Annotated in this window: 13 protein-coding genes; 1 reads left to right on the top strand and 12 read right to left on the bottom strand. The window is 67.9% G+C overall.

What is annotated here, in order from left to right; genetic code table 11:
* Window positions 1–17: 17 nt before the first annotated feature.
* The 11 genes from CLU86_RS17290 to CLU86_RS17240 form a co-directional block, all read right to left on the bottom strand.
* A complete protein-coding gene (locus CLU86_RS17290; protein WP_099742473.1) occupies window positions 18–1,307 on the bottom strand; it encodes an MFS transporter in 1,290 nt (429 codons plus the stop codon).
* Window positions 1,304–1,855, bottom strand: coding sequence for a chalcone isomerase family protein (locus CLU86_RS17285; RefSeq protein WP_099742472.1), 552 nt, complete (start codon window positions 1,853–1,855; stop codon window positions 1,304–1,306). The genes CLU86_RS17290 and CLU86_RS17285 overlap by 4 nt, the downstream gene beginning before the upstream one ends.
* A 27-nt stretch (window positions 1,856–1,882) precedes the next feature.
* Window positions 1,883–3,115, bottom strand: coding sequence for a cyclopropane-fatty-acyl-phospholipid synthase family protein (locus CLU86_RS17280; protein ID WP_099742471.1), 1,233 nt, complete (start codon window positions 3,113–3,115; stop codon window positions 1,883–1,885).
* A 42-nt stretch (window positions 3,116–3,157) separates the two neighbouring features.
* Window positions 3,158–3,961, bottom strand: coding sequence for a DUF1365 domain-containing protein (locus CLU86_RS17275; RefSeq protein ID WP_099742470.1), 804 nt, complete (start codon window positions 3,959–3,961; stop codon window positions 3,158–3,160).
* The gene (locus CLU86_RS17270; protein WP_099742469.1) at window positions 3,958–5,277 is read right to left on the bottom strand and encodes an NAD(P)/FAD-dependent oxidoreductase; all 1,320 of its coding nucleotides are present in this window, start codon (window positions 5,275–5,277) and stop codon (window positions 3,958–3,960) included. The genes CLU86_RS17275 and CLU86_RS17270 overlap by 4 nt, the downstream gene beginning before the upstream one ends.
* Window positions 5,278–5,522: 245 nt before the next feature.
* Window positions 5,523–6,152: a glutathione peroxidase gene (locus CLU86_RS17265; RefSeq protein ID WP_099742468.1), complete on the bottom strand. Its 630-nt coding sequence runs from the start codon at window positions 6,150–6,152 to the stop codon at window positions 5,523–5,525.
* A 307-nt stretch (window positions 6,153–6,459) separates the two neighbouring features.
* Window positions 6,460–7,671 (bottom strand): HD-GYP domain-containing protein, encoded by a 1,212-nt coding sequence (locus tag CLU86_RS17260; RefSeq protein ID WP_099657183.1) that lies wholly within the window; start codon window positions 7,669–7,671, stop codon window positions 6,460–6,462.
* Between the two features lie 77 nt (window positions 7,672–7,748).
* Window positions 7,749–10,847 carry an efflux RND transporter permease subunit gene (locus tag CLU86_RS17255; protein WP_099742467.1) on the bottom strand — a complete coding sequence of 1,033 codons (3,099 nt, stop codon included), beginning with the start codon at window positions 10,845–10,847 and terminating at the stop codon, window positions 7,749–7,751.
* Between the two features lie 11 nt (window positions 10,848–10,858).
* Entirely contained in the window at window positions 10,859–12,028 is a 1,170-nt protein-coding gene (locus CLU86_RS17250) for an efflux RND transporter periplasmic adaptor subunit (protein ID WP_099742466.1), read from the bottom strand.
* A 51-nt stretch (window positions 12,029–12,079) separates the two neighbouring features.
* Window positions 12,080–13,483 carry an efflux transporter outer membrane subunit gene (locus tag CLU86_RS17245; RefSeq protein WP_099742465.1) on the bottom strand — a complete coding sequence of 468 codons (1,404 nt, stop codon included), beginning with the start codon at window positions 13,481–13,483 and terminating at the stop codon, window positions 12,080–12,082.
* Window positions 13,484–13,533: 50 nt separating this feature from the next.
* Window positions 13,534–14,253 (bottom strand): CerR family C-terminal domain-containing protein, encoded by a 720-nt coding sequence (locus CLU86_RS17240; RefSeq protein WP_099742464.1) that lies wholly within the window; start codon window positions 14,251–14,253, stop codon window positions 13,534–13,536.
* Between the two features lie 195 nt (window positions 14,254–14,448).
* Here CLU86_RS17240 and CLU86_RS23130 point away from each other — a divergent pair, with 195 nt between their 5' ends.
* A complete protein-coding gene (locus tag CLU86_RS23130) occupies window positions 14,449–16,239 on the top strand; it encodes a methyl-accepting chemotaxis protein (RefSeq protein ID WP_099742463.1) in 1,791 nt (596 codons plus the stop codon).
* 161 nt (window positions 16,240–16,400) lie between these two features.
* On the opposite strand, the gene glnE is transcribed toward CLU86_RS23130, so the two are convergent.
* The gene (gene glnE, locus CLU86_RS17230) at window positions 16,401–19,160 is read right to left on the bottom strand and encodes a bifunctional [glutamate--ammonia ligase]-adenylyl-L-tyrosine phosphorylase/[glutamate--ammonia-ligase] adenylyltransferase (protein ID WP_099742462.1); all 2,760 of its coding nucleotides are present in this window, start codon (window positions 19,158–19,160) and stop codon (window positions 16,401–16,403) included.
* Window positions 19,161–19,280 lie beyond the last annotated feature (120 nt).

Here is a 19,280-nt window from a genome sequence, read left to right as displayed (position 1 = left end):
CAATGGGCAGGCGCGGATCAATGGGCAGGCGCGGTGCGGCGCACCACCAGCTGGTACAGCGCAGCCGCTGCGGCCAGCTTCAGCACGCAGGGCAGCACGGCATACGCCAGGCCCAGCATCTGCAGGCCTGATTCGCTGCGGGTGCCGGGGGTGTAGCCCAGCGCGCCCAGCAGGGGCAGGGCCAGCCCAGGGGCCAGGGCCAGGTTGAGCTTGGTGGCAAAGTTCCACCAGCCAAAGTAGGCGCCCTCGTGCTGGCCGCTGTCGCCCTCCTGGGCAATCACGCCCGCCAGCAGTGCGCTGGGCAGGGCCAGGTCGGTGCCCAGCGCCACGCCCGAGAGGGCGCACACCGCCACAAACGCCAGCGCATCACCGGCGCCCAGGGCGGCCGTCCAGGCAAACACCGCCACGGCCAGCAGCATGCCCGCCAGCCAGGTGCGCGCCAGGCCAAAGCGCCCCACGGCCCGCAGCCACAGCGGTATCGACAGCGCCGCACACACAAAGTACGCGCCCAAAAACAGCGGCTCTTGCGCCGCCGGGGCTTGCAGCCGGTCTTGTACGAAGAACAGCACCAGCGTGGCCGGTATGGCGCTGGCAATGCCGTTGAGCATGAACACCGCCAGCAGCCGCCTGAAGGCGGGCCGCCCCCAGGGGCGCCACAGGCTGGTGGATGGGGGTGGGTGGTACACACCGGGCACCGCCTGCACGCTGGCCGGGCGCGGGGCCAGCGCCCAGGCCCACCAGCCCAGGGCCAAGGCTGCGGCAAACACGCCCAGCATGGCGGGCAGGCCTGCCAGCGCGGGCAGCAGCGATGCCAGCACCACGCCCACCAGGGCTGCGCCTTCGCGCCAGGCCACGATGCGGCCGCGTTGCAGCTCATCGCCCCCCAGCCGCGCCCCCCACGACTGGTGGGCAATGCTGAGTTGGCTGTAGGCCAGGTAGGTGATGAGCAGGCACACCAGCGCCCAGCCCTGCAGTGCGTGTGCGCCCTTGACCTGCGGAAAGAACAGCGCCGCCAGCCCCAGCGCCAGCAGCACGGCAGAGCCCGCACCCACCGCCAGCACGGCACGGGCCGAGCGGCCGAACAGCCGGTCGCTCCAGCGGCCCAGTAGCGGGTCGGTGGCGGCGTCCAACAAGCGCGCGGCCAGCAGCAGGGCGCCCAGCGTGGCCAGCGGCATGCCAAAGCTGCGGGCGTAGTGGTTGGGCAGCAGCACGTACAGCGGCAGCGCGACAAAGGCCAGGGGCAAGCCGAGCAGGCCATAGGCCAGGCCCTGGGTGGGGCGCAGGGCTGGGTTCAAGGAGGCGGTCATGGGCGGGCCTGCGTGCGTGCGGCCAGCAGCGCCTGGCGCAGTGCGGGCTCAGACGTGTTGGGCGAGAGCCAGATGCCGAAGAACAGGCGGGCAAATTCAGGGTCGGCCACCTCGCCCACCACACGCGGCCCCAGGCGGAAGGTGGCGCCGTTGCCAGGCTGGTAGATGCCGGTGAGGGTGTCACCCGGCTTCACATCGGGCAGGGCGGCCTGCAGCGCGGTTTGCCAGCGATCGGCCTGCTCGGGGCCGAACGGGGCCACGCGCCGCATCTCTTCGATGGAGCGCTTGGCAATCGCCTGCGCGGTGAAGTTGCGCTGGTAGGTCAGTGCCAGCGCCAGCGGCTGGTCGGCATAGCGCTCGGGTGCAAAGCCGGGGCTCACCCACAGCCGGGCTTGGTACACCTCCAGGCCAAAAAAACGCATGGTGCCCTGGCCTGCCAGCACGGTGCCGGGGAGGGGCGTGGCGTCACTGCCCTGCGCGCTAGCAGGGTTGGTGTAAAAAATGGCTGTAGTGCACGCCAATAAAGCGCAAGCAGCTATCTTTTTCATAGTGATTGACCTTGCGGCAAAGTGCTTTCAGGCCACGCTGTCGTTCACCAGCGTGTATTGCACGAGGTCGATGTTCTGCATGGCGAACGCGGCTTCGCAGTAGGCCAGATAGAACTCCCAGATGTGCATGAAGCGCTCGTCAAAGCCCAGCTTCAGGATGTCGGTGCGCTGCGCCATAAAGCGCTCGCGCCAGCGCTTGAGGGTTTCGGCGTAGTCCTGGCCAAAGGCAAATTCGTCCACCACGCGCAGGCCTGCGGCCTCGGCCTCGCGGCGGAACTCGCGCGGGCACGGCAGGCAGCCGCCGGGGAAGATGTACTGCTGGATGAAATCGGTGGAGCTGATGTAGCGCTTGAACAGCCCGTCGTCGATCACGATGCTCTGGATGCAGGCCTTGCCGCCGGGCTTGAGCAGGCGCTTGATGGAGGCGAAGTAGGTGGGCCAGTATTCGCGCCCCACGGCTTCCACCATTTCGATGGAGCAGATGGCGTCGTACGGGCCGTCGTGGATGTCGCGGTAGTCCTGCAGCCGCAGGTCGGCCTGGCCCGCTACGCCGTGCTGCGCCATGCGCTTTTGGGCGAAGGCGAGTTGCTCGGTGGACAGCGTCACGCCCGCCAGCGTGGCGCCAAATTCGGTGGTGGCCATCTCGGCCAGCGCGCCCCAGCCGCAGCCAATCTCCAGCACCCGGTCGCCTGGCTGCACGCCTGCCATGCGCAGCGCGCGGCGCACCTTGGCGTGCTGTGCGGTGCGCATGTCGCCGCCTGCATCGCCTTCAAACCAGGCGGACGAGTAGTTCATCGTGTCGTCCAGCCACAGCTCATAAAACGCATTGCCCAGGTCGTAATGCGCGTGGATGTTCTTCTGGCTGTTGACCTTGGTGTTGCGGTTGAGCAGGTGCTTGATGCGGTACAGCAGCCGCCCGGCCCAGGTGCCGTAGATCACACCTTCGACCTGCTGCCGGTTGGCGATGAAGAGCTTGAGCAGGTCGGTGAGGTGCGGTGTGGTCCAGTCGCCAGCGATGTAGCTTTCGGCAAAGCCGATGTCGCCGGACTTCAGAGCCGCGCTGCACACGTTCCAGTTCTTGAAGGCAATGGCCGCCGAGGGGCCGCCGCCTTGGCCAAAGTGCCGCTGCGTGCCGTCGGGCAGCTGCACCGTGAGGTGACCATGCTGCAGGCGCTGCAGCAATTGCAAAGCGGTGCGCGCGGCAGCGGGCGTGCCAGCGGGCAAGGCCAGGGCAGAACGGGGTGCGGTGGTGGAGTTCATGGTGGTGGTCTCGCAGGTCGGTGCAGTGGGCCGGTCAGCAGGTCAACGGGTCACGATCGAGGCAGGTGCCTCAGGCTTGCGGTGAAAGCGCACGCGCTTGAGCCACAGCTGCAGCGCATGCCAGTGGATGCGGGCGATGATGGCCAGCGTCATGGCCGGGTAGCCCCACAGCGCCTGGCGCAGGGTGTGGGCCGTGGCGGGTTGCAGGGTGCCGCTCACGCTGGTCTGGATGAGGGGGCCGCTGGCGTCGTCGTAGTCAATGCGCACCACGGTGCGGCCTGCGTCCTGCGCGCCGGGTGCGGTGCGCATGAAGCGAAAGCGGTAGCCGCCCGCCACCTCGCAAAATGGCGACACATGGAACACCTTGCGCGCCTGCTGCTCCACGCCGTACTGCGGGGCATCGAGCAAATAGCAATGGCGCTCGCCAAAGGTGTTGTTCACCTCCACCAGAATGGCGCGCAGGCTACCGTCGCTGCGGTGGCAGTACCAAAAGCTCACCGGCTTGAAGGTGTAGCCCAGCACGCGCGGGTAGGTGTGCAGCCACACCTCGCCCGTGGCGTCGGCGATGCCTTCGGCCTGCAGCAGGCCGTCCAGCCACGCCAGGGCGCCGCCTTGCTCGGCGCTGCGGCCATCGCCATGGTCCACGTCGTGGAAGCTGATGGCACCGCGCCGGTTCACGGCCAGCGCGCTATCCCGCTCACCTTGCGCCAGTGTGCGCATGGGCAGCATCAGGAAGAACGTGCCGTAGGCAAACGCATGCCTGCGCGGGCGCAGCCGGGTGTGGCGCACCTGGCCAAAGCCCAGCAGGGGCTCGGCCTTGGTGGTGGCGCGGGGCTCGGTGGTCATGCGGCCAGCCTTTGGGGTGCTTGCAGCAGCGGCGCCAGTTGGCGCGCCACGGCCAGGCCAGACTTGAGGCCGTCTTCGTGGAAGCCGTAGCCCGTCCAAGCGCCGCAGAACCAGGTGTTGTGCTGGCCTTGCAGCGCGGGCACCTGCTGCTGCGCGGCAATGGCGCCCAGGTCAAACACAGGGTGGGCGTATTCGTACTCGCCCACGATCTGGCGCGGGTTGATGCTGCGCACCGGGTTGAGCGACACCACCACTGGCTGCGCAAAGGGCACGGGCTGCAGCTGGTTGATGAGGTAGTGCAGGCACACGCTGGTGCTTTCACGGTTGCTATCACGGCCCGTCTGCTGCGCACGCTCGTAGTTCCAGGCGGCCCAGGCGGCGCGGCGCTGCGGCAGCACCGTGGTGTCGGTGTGCAGCACGGCGCGGTTGGGCTGGTAGCGGATGGCGCCGAGCACGGCGCGCTCTTGCGGCGTGGGCGCGGCCAGCAGGGCCAGGGATTGGTCGGAGTGCGTGGCCAGCACCACATGGTCGAAGTGCTCGGTGCCCTGGTCGGTGACCACGCGCACGCCCGCAGTGTCGCGCTCGATGCGGCGCACGGGGGTGTTCAGGCGCTGGTCGGGCACACCGGCCAGAATCTTGTCCACATAGTTGCGTGCACCGCCGCTCACCGTCCACCACTGCGGGCGGTTGGCCACCTGGATGAGGCCGTGGTTGTGGCAAAAGCGGATCATCGTCGCCACCGGGAACTGCAGCATCTGGTCCGTCGGGCAGCTCCAGATGCAGCCCAGCATGGGCAAAAAGTACCAGTCGCGGAAGGCATCGCCAAAGCGGTGTTCTTTGAGGAAGTCGCCCAGCGGCTGCATGAGTGCCTGCTCTGCGTTGGCCTCTGCGATGCGGGTGCACAGCTTGTTAAAGCGCAGCAGGTCGGCCAGCATGCCCCAAAAGCGCGGGTTGAGCAGGTTGCCGCGCTGGGCAAATACGGTGGAGAGGTTGGTGCCGCTCCACTCCAGCACCTGGCCCCCACGCGCACCGGGCACCTGCACCGAGAACGACATGTCTGACTTGGCCGTGGCCACACCCAACTCGGCCAGCAGCGCGATCAGATTCGGATAGGTGCGTTCGTTGAAGACCAGAAAGCCCGTGTCCACGCCGTGCGTGACGGGCTGGCCCGCCGCATTGGGCAGGGTCACGTCCACGGTGTGGGTGTGGCCGCCAAAGTAGCTGCCGGCTTCAAACAGGGTGACTTGCGCTTGGTGGCGCAACTGGTGCGCCACCGAAAGGCCGGCAATGCCGGAGCCGATGATGGCGACTTTCATGGTCGACCCCCTCTGGTCGACTCAGCGAATAAAAAAGTTGCGAAGCGTCCCGAAACGAATAAGAGAGGGAGGGAGGAGAAGCGCTCCAGGAGGTCAGTCGGAACCAAGGGACCCGAAAGGCTTCGCAACGTTAAACCGTTCGAGCGCTCACCGCGCTCTTGCCATGGATAGAGTGGGGACTCGTTCCAGAAGTTCCAGAGCATATCGCGCATTTTTTTTAAAGAAAAGTAAAGAAAAATTGCCATTCAGCGGGGGGCTGGGGTCGCCAACTGTTGCTCAATGGCACTGATCAGGCTTTTGCTGTCGGGTGCGGTCATGCTGGAGTAGTTGTCCACCAGCTTGCCGTCGCGCCCGAGCAGGTATTTGTGGAAGTTCCACTTCGGTGCCGTGCCCGACAGTTGCGCCAGCTGGCGATAAAGCGGCGATGCGTCCGCCCCCTTCACGCTGCTCTTGGCGAACATCGGAAACTTCACGCCGAAGGTGTTTTCGCAAAAGTCGGCGATCTCTTTGTTGCTGGCCTTTTCCTGCGCGAAGTCGTTGGACGGAAAGCCCAGCACCACCAGCCCCTGGTCCTTGTAGCGGCTGTACAGCGCCTCCAGACCCTTGTATTGCCCCGTAAATCCGCAGTAGCTGGCCGTGTTCACCACCAGCACCACCTTGCCCGCGTACTGGCACAGGGACTGGGGCTTCTCGTCTTGCAGGCGCAAATAGGTGTGTTGCAGCGTGGCGGGGCATGCGCTGTTGACCGAGCTGGCAGTGGCGCTGGCAGGTGCATCGGCCGCATGCGCGGGCCGGGGGATGGCAAGGGTCCAGCCTGTGGCGCAGGCGATGGCCAGCGGGGCCAGGATGAAACGGCGGGCAAAGGCTGCAGGCATCGGGCGCTCCCAGGTGGTTTGCTGGCAATTTAACCACTTAATCATATTTTGTCCACATCAGTTTTAATTTGAACTGATTGGTATACGTGGCGCGCACGCCATTGGATTCAGGAAATCTGTAAGACGGTGTGAACGAGCCCCCGGCGCTGTGCGGTGGGCACAAAAAGACGCTCTAGCGCAATAGGAATAAGCGCTAGCAGCTATGAAAAAAAGAGCAAAATGCCCTGTGCGGGATCGCCCGTGGGGCGATCCGCTGGCGCCTGCGGTGGCGCGCAGTGAGCGCCGTGGGGCGCTGCGGTGTGGGGGTTTACACCAGCGGCAGCAGCCGCTCCAGCGAGAGCTTCACCCGCACATCCTTGTGGGCCACGGCGCCGGTGATCTTCCACTGGGCCAGCGAGGTGTCGCGCGGGATGAGTTCGCCCGTGGGCATGCCCAGGCGGTTGGTGACCACGGCCACGCGGGGGGTGGTGGCGCTCACGCCGCGGCGCAGCACCACGCCCACCTCCTGGCTGGCCAGGCGCACAAAGGCGCCGGGCGGGTACACGCCCAGGCCTTTGACCAGGGCGCCCCCGGCTTCGTCCACCTTGTTTTCCTCGTCGTAGTAGCTGGCCTGCATGGCGGCCGTGACGGGCATGGGCGAGCGGGCTGCGCGGGGGGAGATGCGGGCACCAAACACGTCGGCGCGCTGGATGAGGCGGGCCATTTGCTGGCCTTCGGTCTTTTCGTTGAACGGGCCGGGCTTGCGGTGGTGGTGGTGGCGCACGGCCTCCAGCCACACGGCATCGCGCACACCCAGCTCGGCCAGCAGGTCGGCCGATCGGTTGGCGTGGTCTTCCACGGCGGCAATCTGGCGTGCGGTGAGCGGCTGGGTTTGCTGGGCCAGCTGGTCTTGCAGCTCGGTCATGGCGATGTTCATGCTCAGGCCCGCAGCGCCCAGCTGGCGCACCTTGGCCGGGGGCCAGCGCAGCATTTCGCGGCCCACCACCATGCAGATGCAGCTGACCAGCATGGCATGGGTGCTGCTGTACATGCGGGTTTCCTGGGCCGACAAGAAGATCAGCGCCAGCAGCGTGGCGTCAGGGGCCTGCTCGCAGCGGCGCGACAGGTCCTCGTGCAGCTGCAAAAACCGCTCGCGGAAATCAAACGCCTTGGGGGCACGCAGCACCTGCGTCATGCGCAGCTGCAGCTCCGACCAGTCCAGCGGGCCGCGCTCTTCGCGGTTGCGGGCGGGGGGCGGTGCGGCGGCGGGGCCGCTCATCTTCACGGCGGCCAACTCGCCCAGGGAGGTCTCCGACATCAGCATCTGCTGCAGCCGGCCTACGTAGGCGCGGTAGCTCTCGCCCGATTCGTCCACGTCCACGCACAGCTGGATGCCCCGCCCCGTGATTTCAGACAACTCGCTGGCGTTGCGCACCACAAAGCCCTTTTGGGCCAGCAGCGCGCCATTGGCCGCACGCAGTGCGAACGGCAGCGGTTCACCGAGCGGGACCGATTCGAAATTGATGGCGACGAGGTTCATAGGCTGGGGCCATTATCCAGACAACGGACCCCGCCAAAAGCTGGCAAACCCCCGGGCTTGCCCGGTAGTTCGCGGTTTCACTGCGTGGACTGGGCTGTGGGAGCGTCGCTGCGCCCCCCTGTGCTCAGCCGCCGCCACAGCCGCCCGATCTTCAGCCCCAGGTCATCCACCCCCGTGAACACCGCCGGAATGACCAGCAGGCTCAGGAAGGTCGAGGTGATGAGCCCGCCAATCACCGCCACCGCCATGGGCGAGCGGAAGCTTCCGTCAGCCGCGCCCAGCCCCAGGGCAATGGGCATCATGCCCGCGCCCATGGCCAGCGTGGTCATGATGATGGGGCGCGCGCGCTTGTGGCAGGCGTCGATCAGCGCTTCAAAGCGCGTCATGCCGTGCTCGCGCCGCGCCAGGATGGCGTACTCCACCAGCAAGATGGAGTTCTTGGTGGCAATGCCCATGAGCATGATCAGCCCGATGAGCGAGGGCATCGAGAAGCTCTTTTGCGCAATCAGCAGGCCCACAAACGCCCCGCCCAGCGACAGCGGCAGCGCCACCAGGATGGTGGCCGGGTGCAGGAAGTCCTTGAACAGCAGCACCAGCACGATGTAGATGCACAGCACGCCCGTGAGCATGGCCAGGCCAAAGCTGGCAAACAGCTCGCCCATCATCTCGGCGTCGCCAATGGTGATCTGGCGCACACCGGGTGGCAGGTTGGTGACGGACGGCAGCGCGGCCACGGCCTGCGTCACATCGCCCAGCGGCAGGCCCGAGAGCTCGATCTCGAAGTTGACGTTGCGGGCGCGGTCGTAACGGTCCACCACGGCGGGGCCGCCGCTGAACTCCAGCGTGGCCACCTGCCCTAGCAGCACCGGGCCCTTGGCGCCGGGCACGGGCAGGCGCTCCAGCACCGACAGGTCCTTGCGCGCATCGTCTTGCAGCTTGACGACGATGGGCACCTGGCGCGAGGCCAGGTTGAGCTTGGGCAGGGCCGTGTCGTAGTCGCCCACGGTGGCGATGCGCAGGGTCTCGGCAATGGCGCTGCTGGTCACGCCCAGGTCGGCGGCGCGGGCAAAGTCGGGGCGCACGGCGATTTCCGAGCGCACCAGGCTGGCCGTGGACGAGATGCTGCCCAGGCCAGGAATGGTGCGCAGGTCTTTCTCCACCGCCAGCGCGGCGGTTTGCAGCGCCTGCGGGTCGTCGCCCGTGAGCACCAGCACGTACTTCTCGCCCGAGCCGCCCAGGCCCACCTTGGTGCGCACCCCGGGCAGGCTCTCCAGCGCCGTGCGGATGTCCGCCTCAATGCCCTGCTTGCGCGGGCGATCGCCGCGCGCATCGAGTGTGATGGTCAGCGTGGCCTTGCGGGTTTCGGCGTTGCCGCCGCCCGCAAATGGGTCCGAGCCCGCCGTGCCGCCGCCGATGGTGGTGTAGACGCTCTTCACATGCGCTACCCCGGCCACGCGCTCTCGGGCGTCTTCGGCCACAGCGCGGGTCTGGGCCAGCGTGGCGCCAGGGGGCAGTTCCAGGTACACCTGGGTTTGCGAGTTGTCGTCGGGTGGGATGAAGCCCGTGGGCAGCAGCGGGATGAGCGCGAGCGACCCGGCAAAGAAGGCAATCGTGGCGACAAAGGTGATCCAGCGGTGCTTGATGCACCAAGCCGCCCAGCGCAGGTACACGCCCATCCAGCGCGGGTCGCGGTGCTCGCCCACGATGGGCTTGAGGATGTACGCCGCCATCATGGGCGTGAGCACCCGCGCCACCACCAGGCTGGCAAACACGGCGAGCGATGCCGTCCAGCCAAACTGCTTGAAGAACTTGCCCGCAATGCCGCTCATGAACGCGGTGGGCAAAAACACCGCAATCAGCGTGAAGGTGGTGGCCACCACGGCCAGGCCGATCTCGTCGGCCGCCTCCATGGCCGCCTGGTAGGGCGTCTTGCCCATGCGCAGGTGGCGCACGATGTTCTCGACCTCCACGATGGCGTCGTCCACCAGAATGCCCACCACCAGCGACAGCGCCAGCAGCGAGATCACGTTGATCGAAAAGCCCAGCCACTGCATGCCGATGAACGCCGGGATGACCGACAGCGGCAGCGCCACGGCCGAGACAAAGGTGGCGCGCCAGTCGCGCAGGAACAGCCACACCACCACCACGGCCAGCAGCGCGCCTTCGTACAGCAGGTGCATCGATCCGTCGTATTCCTCCTGCACCGGGTCCACAAAGTTGAAGGCCTCGGTGATCTCCAGATCGGGGTGCGCGGCCCGCAGCTCGGCCAGTGCCACCTGCACGGCCGCGCCCACTTCCACTTCGCTGGCGCCCTTGCTGCGCGAGACTTCAAACCCCACCACCGGCTTGCCGTTGAGCAGCGCCATGGCGCGGGGCTCGGCAATGGTGTCGGTCACGCTGGCCACCTGGTCCAGCCGCACATGGCGGCCGTCAGACAAAGCCAGGGTCAGGCCCGCCAGTTCTTGCGCCGTCTGCACTGTGGCCAGCGTGCGCACGGGTTGCTCGCTGCCGCCCAGGTCGGTGCGGCCACCGGCGCTTTCGGTTTGCACCAGGCGCAGCTGGCGCGACACATCGGCCGCCGTGGCGCCCAGCGCCTGCAGCTTGAGCGGGTCCAGCGCCACATGCACTTGGCGGTCCACCCCGCCCACGCGGCTGACGGCGCCCACGCCGCGCACCGTGAGCAGCTTCTTGGCAATGTCGTTGTCCACAAACCACGACAGCGCCTCGTCGTCCATGCGCGGCGAGGCCACCGTGAACGCCAGCACCGCCTGTGCGGCCAGGTCCATCTTGGTGACGATGGGGTCGCGCACATCGCCGGGCAGGTCGGCCCGCACGCGGGCCACGGCCGAGCGCACGTCGTCCAGCGCCTCTTGCGTGGGCTTTTCCAGGCGGAACTCGGCGGTGATGGTGGCGCCGCCGTCCTGCACCTTGGTGTAGATGTGCTTGAGGCCCTGCAGCGTGGCGATGCTGTTTTCGACCTTGCGGGCTACATCGTTTTCCAGTTGCGTGGGCGAGGCGCCGGGCAGGCTCACCGTCACCGAGATGGTGGGCAGGTCCATGTCCGGAAAGTTCTGCACCTTCATGGCGTTGAATGCGATCAGGCCGCCGAAGGTCAGCAGCACAAACAGCATCAGCGCCGGTATCGGGTTCTTGATCGACCAGGTAGAGACATTCATGCAAATGCTCCTTATTTAGTAGCTGCTTGCGCCTGTGTATTGGGCGCTAGAGCCTGTTTTTGCTTGGAATCTGCGGTGTCGTTGGCCACGCGCACCACATCGCCATCGTTCAAAAAGCCTGCGCCCCGCACAGCCACGGCGGCGCCCGCGTCCAGCCCGGTGGTGATTTCCACCCGGTCGGCCACACGGCGGCCGGGCTGCACCTTGCGCTGCTGCGCACGCTGCTGGCCGTCCACCACAAACACGTAGAAGAAGCCATCGCGCACCACCACGGCCTCTTGCGGCACGGTGAGGGCGCTGCCCTCGCCCAGCGCAAAGTCGCCGCGCGCAAACATCCCGGCGCGGATGTCGGGGTTGGCGGGCAAGTCCACGTAGACCAGGGCGTTGCGTGTTTGCGTGTCCACGGTGGGGGCCACCACGCGCACCGTGCCCTCCACCGCCGCGCCGCTGGCCGCCGTGACCTGCACCTTGGCGCCCGTGCGGATGCGTGCCAGCTCGGCCTGCGTGACCTCGGCGCGCCACTCCAGCCGGCCCTTGCGCACCATGCGGAACAGCTCGGTGCCTGACGCCAGCACCGCACCCACGGTGGCGGTGCGGGCCGAGATGACACCGCTGTCGGGCGCCAGCACCTGGGTGAATTTCAGCCGCAGCTGCTGCGCGTTGAGCTGTGCGCGGGCCGCCTCCATGCGGGCCTTGCCGGTCTGCTCGGCGGTGGTGTATTGCTGGATCTGTTGCTGGCTCAAGGCGCCCGAGGCTTGCAGGCCCCGCGCGCGCTCGGCGTTGGCGGCGGCTTCGGCGGCGTTGGCCTCGGCTTCGAGCACGCTGGCGCGGGCCTGGGCCACATCGGCCTGCACCGTGTCGGCCGCAAAGGTGGCCAGCACCTGGCCGGCCTTGACCACGTCGCCCACGTTCACGTTCACGGCCGTCAGGCGCAGGCCGTTGCTTTCAGCGCCCACGCTGGCTTCTTGCCAGGCAGCCACGTTGCCGTTGGCCGACAGGCGCTGGGTCACGCTGGTGCGCTGGGGCTGGGCGGTGGTCACCGTGAGGGCGGGGCGGGGCTGTGCCGCAGCAGGCTTGTCGGCCGCGCGCGAGGCGCCGGTGTGCAGCAGGGCCGCGCCGCCGGTCAGCACGCACAGGGCCGTCAGGGCCAGGGCGACGGGAGAGAGTTTGAATGCGGGCATGGAGATCGTCCGTTTCTTCAAAAAAGGGGTGAAGCGCTGGGGCTTTGGTGCTCAGAGCGCCGTAGCGGTGGGGGTTGCCTGGGCTGTGGGGTGGGCGGCGTCAAAGCCACCTCCGGCCGCGCGGTACAGCGCCACCCAGGCAGATTGGCGCTCGTGCTGCAGGGCCACCAGCGTGGTCTGGGCGGCGAGCAGCGTGCGGCGGGCGTCTTCCAGCTCCACCAGGCTGGCCAGGCCACCACGCCAGCGGGCCTCGGTGGCGTCGAACGAGGTGCGGTAGCCCTGCACGGCGGCGCGGGCGCTGTCGGCACGCTCGTCCGTGCTTTGCAGGCGCACCAGGGCTTGCTCCACCTCGCTCACGGCCTGGCGCACGCGGCCCTGGTACACCGCCACGGCTTCGTCGTAGCGGGCGCGGGCGGCGTCCACCTGGGCTGCACGGCGGCCACCGTCGAGCAGCGGCAGGCTCAGCGCCAGCGGGCCGAAGGACCAGGTGCTGAGATCGGTGGTGGTGCCCCCCGCCCGGCTCCAGGCGGTGCCCACGGTGCCGGTGAGCGACAGGCGCGGCCAGCGCTGGGCCTGGGCGCTGCCCACCTCGGCACTGGCTGCGGCCACTTCGCGCTCGGCGTTGTACACATCGGGCCGCTGCGACAGCACCTGCACAGGCAGTGCGGCGATGGTGAAGCGGGCTTCGTCAAAGCCCGGCACGGGGGCGGTGGTGATCTGGTTGCGCAGCGCGGGCTCGGGCTCGCCGGTCAGCGCCACCAGGGCTTTGAAGTCCACATCGCACTGCATGCGCTGCTGGGCGGCGCGGGCCTTGGCCTCGGCCGCGCTGGCGCTGGCCAGGGCGGCGGTGGCGGGCGCGGTAAAGCCTGCGCGCTGGCTGTCTTGGGTCAGGCGCGCGGTGGCGGCGCGCGACTGGGCGTCGCGCTCGGCCACATCCAGCTGCTGCAGGCAGGTGCGCAGGCTGCTCACTTGCAGCGCCACCTCGGCGGCCACACTCACGCGGGCCTCGTGCCACAGGGCCTGGGCACCGGCCAGGCGTTCGGTGGCGGCATCGCGCGTGGCCTGGTTGGCGCCGAACAGGTCGATCTCCCACCCCGCTTGCAACCCGGCCTGGGCGCTGGTGGCGGGCGTGGTCACCGGGGCTGTCACGCCTCGGCTGGCGCTGGCCTGCGCATCCAGCGTGGGCAGCAGGGCGGCGCGGGCGGTAGTCTGTGTGGCGCGGGCTTGCTCGACCCGGCTGCGCGCCTGCGCCAGGCTGGGGCTGATGCGCTGGGCCGATGTGATCAGCGCCACCAGCACCGGGTCGTGGGTGCGGGCCCACCAGTCAGTGAGGTGCTGCAACTGCCCGTCGTGCGGCAGCGGGGCCTGCCAGGTGGTGGGCGTAGCGGGTGCCACGGCCTGTGGCGGGCGCGTGGTGGTGCAGGCTGTCAGGGGCGCGGCCAGTGTCACGACCATGGGCAGCGCCAGCCACAGCCTATGGGCTGGGTGGCGGGTTGCGGAATGCGTCACAGGGAGTCTCCTTCAGGGGTAGGGGCACGGCGGGTGGAAGCACGGCGGTTGGAGGAAGTCGCAGCCATCGCGGCGTTGCGCCGCCGCTGGGCCTCGCCGGCCACCAGGTGGTGGGCCATGTCGATGAGTCGGTGGGTGGTGGCGGTCAGGCCTTCGGGGCTGTCGGCCAGGCTGGGGCAAACCTGCTGGATCAGGTCACGGTGGGCGTAGTACTGCATGGGCAGCGCCCCAATGGACAGCGCCAGCCGGTGCACGTCCTCGTCGGGCTCGGCCGCGCCCACGGCGGTGCACAGCACCTGCACCATCGCGGCGTGCATGGGCTTGATCTCGCACTCCAGCTCTTGCTGCCACAGCCCGGTGGGGTCGAGCATTTCGCGAAAGTGCAGCCGCATGCTCAGCTCAATGCGGCTGCCCTGGTGCAGGGGCTGCATGAAGCCGGTGATGAACTGCTCCAGAAACAAGTCCAGCGATTGGCCATCGGGCCCGGCGCTGGCCTGCAGCGGCCCGCCAAAGGATTCGTTGTAGGCCGCGGTGTACAGCCCCTTCTTGTCGCCAAAGTAGTAGCTGATCAGTGCCGTGTTGACCGACGCCGCTTCGGCAATCTGGCGGATGGAGGTCTTGGCAAAGCCTTGCTCTGCAAACAGGCGCAGTGCGGCATCCAGCAGGCGTGCGCGGGAATCTGCTGCGTCAGGGGTCGAGGGAGGGGTGGCAACCATGGTGCGGGATTACACCATGTTTTAATCAATCGATTAATTAACTTTTTGTTGCGGAACGTTGCGCTGGTGTTTCAGCCCTGTGGTGCGGCGTGGTGTTGCAGATGTCGGACAACCTGCCACGCAACAGGGTTCTTTCTGGCAGACTGCTTTGATTCCAATGAGTTACATAGCGGCCAGGGGCCATGAGGAGACAACATGCGCAATCTCGGGGTCAAGACCGGCCTGCTGGCCGTGATGGGCGTTTTCACCCTGGCCCTGCTGCTGGCCGTTGCGGTGGGCTGGCGCGGCACCCAGGCGGGTGCCCAGGCGGCAGACAACCAAGAGCGCTTCTCGGATGCCATGCTCACCCTCAAGCAGGCTGAAATCCGCATGTGGGACAACCGGGTGGCGCTGGCCGTGGCGCACCGCAACCTGCTGCGTGGCGATGCCCCCGCCAGCGTCAAAGGCCAGACCGATCGCGCCGAAAAAGCCATGGCCGATGCCGACAAAATCCTGGCCTCGGTGGTGCAAACGCTGCCCCCAGGCCTGCAAGAGCAGCGCGCGCTGGCCGATTCCATGCTCACCAAGTTCCGCGCTTACACCGTGCTCGTCAACCGGGGCGGGGCTGGGCTGGTGGGCGGCAATGAGGCAGAGTACAGCGGCAAAGACATCGTGACCGAGCGCAACAAGCTGCTGGCCGAGATGGAAGAGCTGATGCAGCAGCTCTTCAAAGCCGCCAAGGACCGCAGCGCCGAGCAGCATGACGAATCCGAGCGCCTGCTGGCGTGGTCGCGCGCATTGGCGGTGGCCCTGCTGGTGCTGTCCGCCGCCTTGGTGGTGGGTTGCTGGCTGTTCATCAACCGCCGCGTGGTGGCGCCGCTGCAGCAAGTGGGCGAGTTGATGGACCGCGTGGCCCAGGGCGATTTGACAACGCGCATCGACACCCAGTCCACCAACGAAATTGGTCGGCTGCTGCGCTCGGTCAGCACCATGCAGGCGGGGCTGGCCAGCATGGTCACCCAGGTGCGCCAGGGCGTGGAAGAAATCAACACCGGCGCGCGCGAAATCGCCCTGGGCAACTCGGACCTGAGCGGCCGCACCGAGCAGCAGGCCGCCTCGCTGGAAGAAACGGCTGCCAGCATGGAAGAGCTGTCGTCCACCGTGAAGCAAAACGCCGACAACGCCCGCCAGGCCAACCAGCTGGCCAGCGGCAGCATGGACGTGGCCCAGCGCGGCGGTGCGGTGGTGGACGAAGTGGTGGCCACCATGAAGGCCATCGCGGACAGCTCCACCAAGATGTCGGACATCGTGAATGTGATCGACTCCATCGCCTTCCAGACCAACATCCTGGCGTTGAACGCGGCGGTGGAAGCGGCCCGCGCAGGCGAGCAAGGCCGGGGCTTTGCCGTGGTGGCCAGCGAGGTGCGTGCACTGGCGCAGCGCTCTGCGGCTGCGGCCAAAGAGATCAAGGAATTGATCTCCGACTCGGTCGGCAAGGTGGGCGCGGGCTCGGCCCAGGTCGAGCGTGCTGGGGCCACCATGCAAGACATCGTGGCCTCTGTGCGCCGCGTGACGGACATCATGGGCGAAATCTCGGCGGCGTCGATCGAGCAGTCCTCGGGCATCGACCAGGTCAATCTGGCCGTGTCGCAAATGGACCAGGCCACGCAGCAAAACGCCGCGCTGGTTGAGCAGGCCTCGGCCGCCGCCACCTCGCTGGAAGACCAGGCCCAGCGCCTGAATGCCGCTGTGGCGCAGTTCAAGGTGGATATGGCAGGCCAGCCCGCAGCGGCCCCCCGGCCGGTGCACCGCCCCAGCGTGGCGGCCGCACCCCGGCCCGCCCTCAGCCCCCGGCCTGCCGCCAGCCCCAAGGCTGCTGCCAAAGCCGCTGTGCCCGCCCCCCCGAAGCCTGCAGCACCTGCGCTGGGCCGCACGCCCGGCAAGCCTGCCGCCCCCACCTCCGCCGCCAAGGCGGGGGGCGACGATGGGGATTGGGAATCCTTCTGACCGCTGTGAAGGAGCGCGATGGGGGATGGAGTGTGGTGAATTACTCCTGATTTGATAGCTGCTAGCGCTTATCTATCAAGCGCTAGGCATCGATTTTATTGCAATCCCTGCGCCGCTGGCAGAGTGGGGCTCGCACGGCCCTCTCCACCCAGCGCGGTGCTTCAGTGCGCAGCCCCAAACACCGCCTGCCACAGCGCCAGCACCGCGTCACGCTCGGCCTGCAGCGCGGGGGGGGCCACCTGCGTAGGGGCTTCGTCCAGCCGTGCCCGGTGTTGCACGCGGCGCAGTTCGCGGTAGGCGTTGGCGGCGGCGTGGCCTACCCCTGCGGGCAGCAGGCCCACTTGCTCGGCGCGCTCGAGCAGGGCGATGTTGCCCAGGTTGGCGCGCAGCTCAGGGTGCGCGCAGGACTGCGACAGCACCAGGTACTGCACGGCAAACTCGGCATCGACCATGCCGCCGGGGCTGTGTTTGACCTCGAACATGCCATTCGGCACCGGGTGGGCTGAGCGCACGCGTTCGCGCATGGTGACGATCTCGCCTTGGAGTGCGCTGGCGTCGCGCTCCGAGGTGATGACGGCCTCGCGCACGGCGTCAAAACGCGCTTGCAGTGCGGCGCTGCCCAGCACAAAGCGGGCGCGCGTCATGGCCTGGTGTTCCCAGGTCCAGGCGGTGTTGCTGCCGCGCTGCTGCTGGTACTTGGCATAGGCTTCAAAGCTGGTCACCAGCAGGCCCGAGTTGCCGTTGGGCCGCAGCGCGGTGTCGATCTCGTACAGGTCGCCCTCGCCCGTCTTCACGGTGAGCCAGTTGATGAGCTTGCGCACGAACGCGGCGTACACCTCGGGGGCGCGTTCGTCGTCGTCGTCGAACACGAAGACGATGTCCAGGTCGCTGCCGTAGCCCAGCTCTTTGCCGCCCAGTTTGCCGTAGCCGATGATGCCGAACTGGGGCTCGTCGCGGTGGCGGTTTTTCAGGCGGCTCCAGCACCACTGGGTGGTGATGCGCAGCATGCTGTCGGCCAGGGCGCTCAGGTCGTCGGCCACTTGCTCGACGGTGATGCGCCCGCCCACATCGCGCGCCAGGGTGCGGAAGGTCTCGGCGTGCTGGGCACGGCGCAGCAGGTTCAGCAGGGTTTCGTCGTCGTCTTCGCCGGTGGATTGCAGCGACTTGAGCCGCTGCGCCAGCTCGCGTTCAAAGTCGGCCACCACAAAGCGCTCGGCCATCAGCACATCGCCCACCAGCTCGTCGATCACGCCGGGGTGCTGCAGCAGGTAGCGGGCAGGCCACTTGGCGGCGCCCAGCAGGGCCAGCAGTTGCTCGTGCACGGGCGGGCGTTCCAGTAGCAGCGCCAGGTAGCTTTCGCGGCGCATCAGGGGTTCGAGCCAGTTGGTCAGGCGCGAGGCGGCTTCCAGGGTGCAGCGGCCCTCGTTCAGCCACTGGGCCGTGCGCTGCACGATGCGGAACAGCCGGGCACGCGCCTCGTCGCGCAGGTTGGCCACGCGGGCGTTGTTGCGCCATTCGGCCACGCGCTCGCGAAAGCCCTCGGGCAGTTGCTCCAGCAGGCTTTCCAGCTCGGGGGGCGGGGGGGCAGATGCCTTGGGGCCGCCGCAGCTGCCGCCGCTGCATTGCTTCTTTTCATTGCCACCCAGCAGGGTGTCGAACTCTTGCGCCACCAGCTCGCGGTGGGCGTCCAGCTCGTGCAGGAAGGCGCAGCAGTCGCGGTAGCCCATGGTGCTGGCAATCCAGGCCAGGTCGTCGTCGCGCGTGGGCAGCACGTGGGTTTGCTGGTCGTCCAGGTACTGGATGCGGTGCTCCACCTTGCGCAGGAACACATAGGCGCGGGCCATGGCGTCGGCCGTTTCCTGAGGCATCAGCCCGGACTGGGCCAGGCGCTGCAGCGCGTCCAGCGTGGGGCGGCGGCGCAGCTCGGGGAACTGCCCGCCGCGCACCACCTGCAGCAGCTGCACGGTGAACTCGATCTCGCGGATGCCGCCGCGCGAGAGCTTGACGTCGTTGGCCCGCTCGGGGTGGCCCGCGCTGCGCTTGGCTGCGTGGTCGCGGATCTGGCGGTGCAGCGAGCGCAGTGCGTCGAACACGCTGTAGTCCAGATAACGGCGGAACACAAAGGGCAGCACCACATTGCGCAGCGCCTGCACTTCGGTGCTGCCAATGCAGCCGGTGGGGGCGACCACCCGGCTCTTGAGCCAGGCAAAGCGTTCCCACTCGCGGCCCTGCACCTGCAAATACTCTTCCAGTGCGGCCAGCGAGATGGCGGCCGGGCCCGAGTTGCCGTTGGGCCGCAAGGCCAGGTCCACGCGGAAGACAAAGCCGTGCTCGGTGGTGTCGCCCACCAGGCTGTAGATGGCCTTGACGGCGCGGGCAAAGTACTCGTGGTTGGAGATGCGGCCACGGCCGTCAGGCATGCCGGCGGTGTCGCCGTCGTGCTCGTACACGTAGATCAGGTCAATGTCGCTCGACACGTTCAGCTCGCGCGCGCCCAGCTTGCCCATGCCAATGATCCACAGCTGCACGGCTTGACCTTGCGGCCCCTGCGGGGCGCCGTGGCGGCTGTCCAGCTCTTCGCGGGCGTGGCGGCAGGCGTGGTCCAGGGCCAGCTCGGCCAGCTCGGTCACGGCGCGGGTCACTTCGGCCAGTGTGGCGCGCTGCTCGCAGTCCAGGCGAATCAGCCGCTCCATCACCAGCTGGCGCACCATGCGCAGGGCGCTGGCCATGTCGGTGCCGCGTGCGCGCAGGGCGGCCAGGGTTTGCTCCATCAGCGCCCGGGTGGGCGCGCCGGAGGGCAGCAGGGGCAGGTCTTGCTCGTAGCGGCGGTGCAGCCTCTGGAAGAAGCGCGAATGCTCGGCCAGCCCTTCGCTGGGTGCGATGGTGTTGCAGGGGGAGGATTCGGAGGGAAGGTTCTGCATGGCGGGCACAGCAATCGAGAGGGATGGCGATGGAATCTATTTCTATTGGATACAAAGCGCCGGGCCATCCGGGGCGCCGGGGCATTTACCCCTTTGCGGCCAAGGGGGTTGGGGCTTGTT

The sequence above is a fragment of the Acidovorax sp. 62 genome, assembly GCF_002754495.1.
Lineage (GTDB): Bacteria > Pseudomonadota > Gammaproteobacteria > Burkholderiales > Burkholderiaceae_C > Acidovorax.
This window is presented reverse-complemented; position numbering and strand designations above follow the sequence as displayed.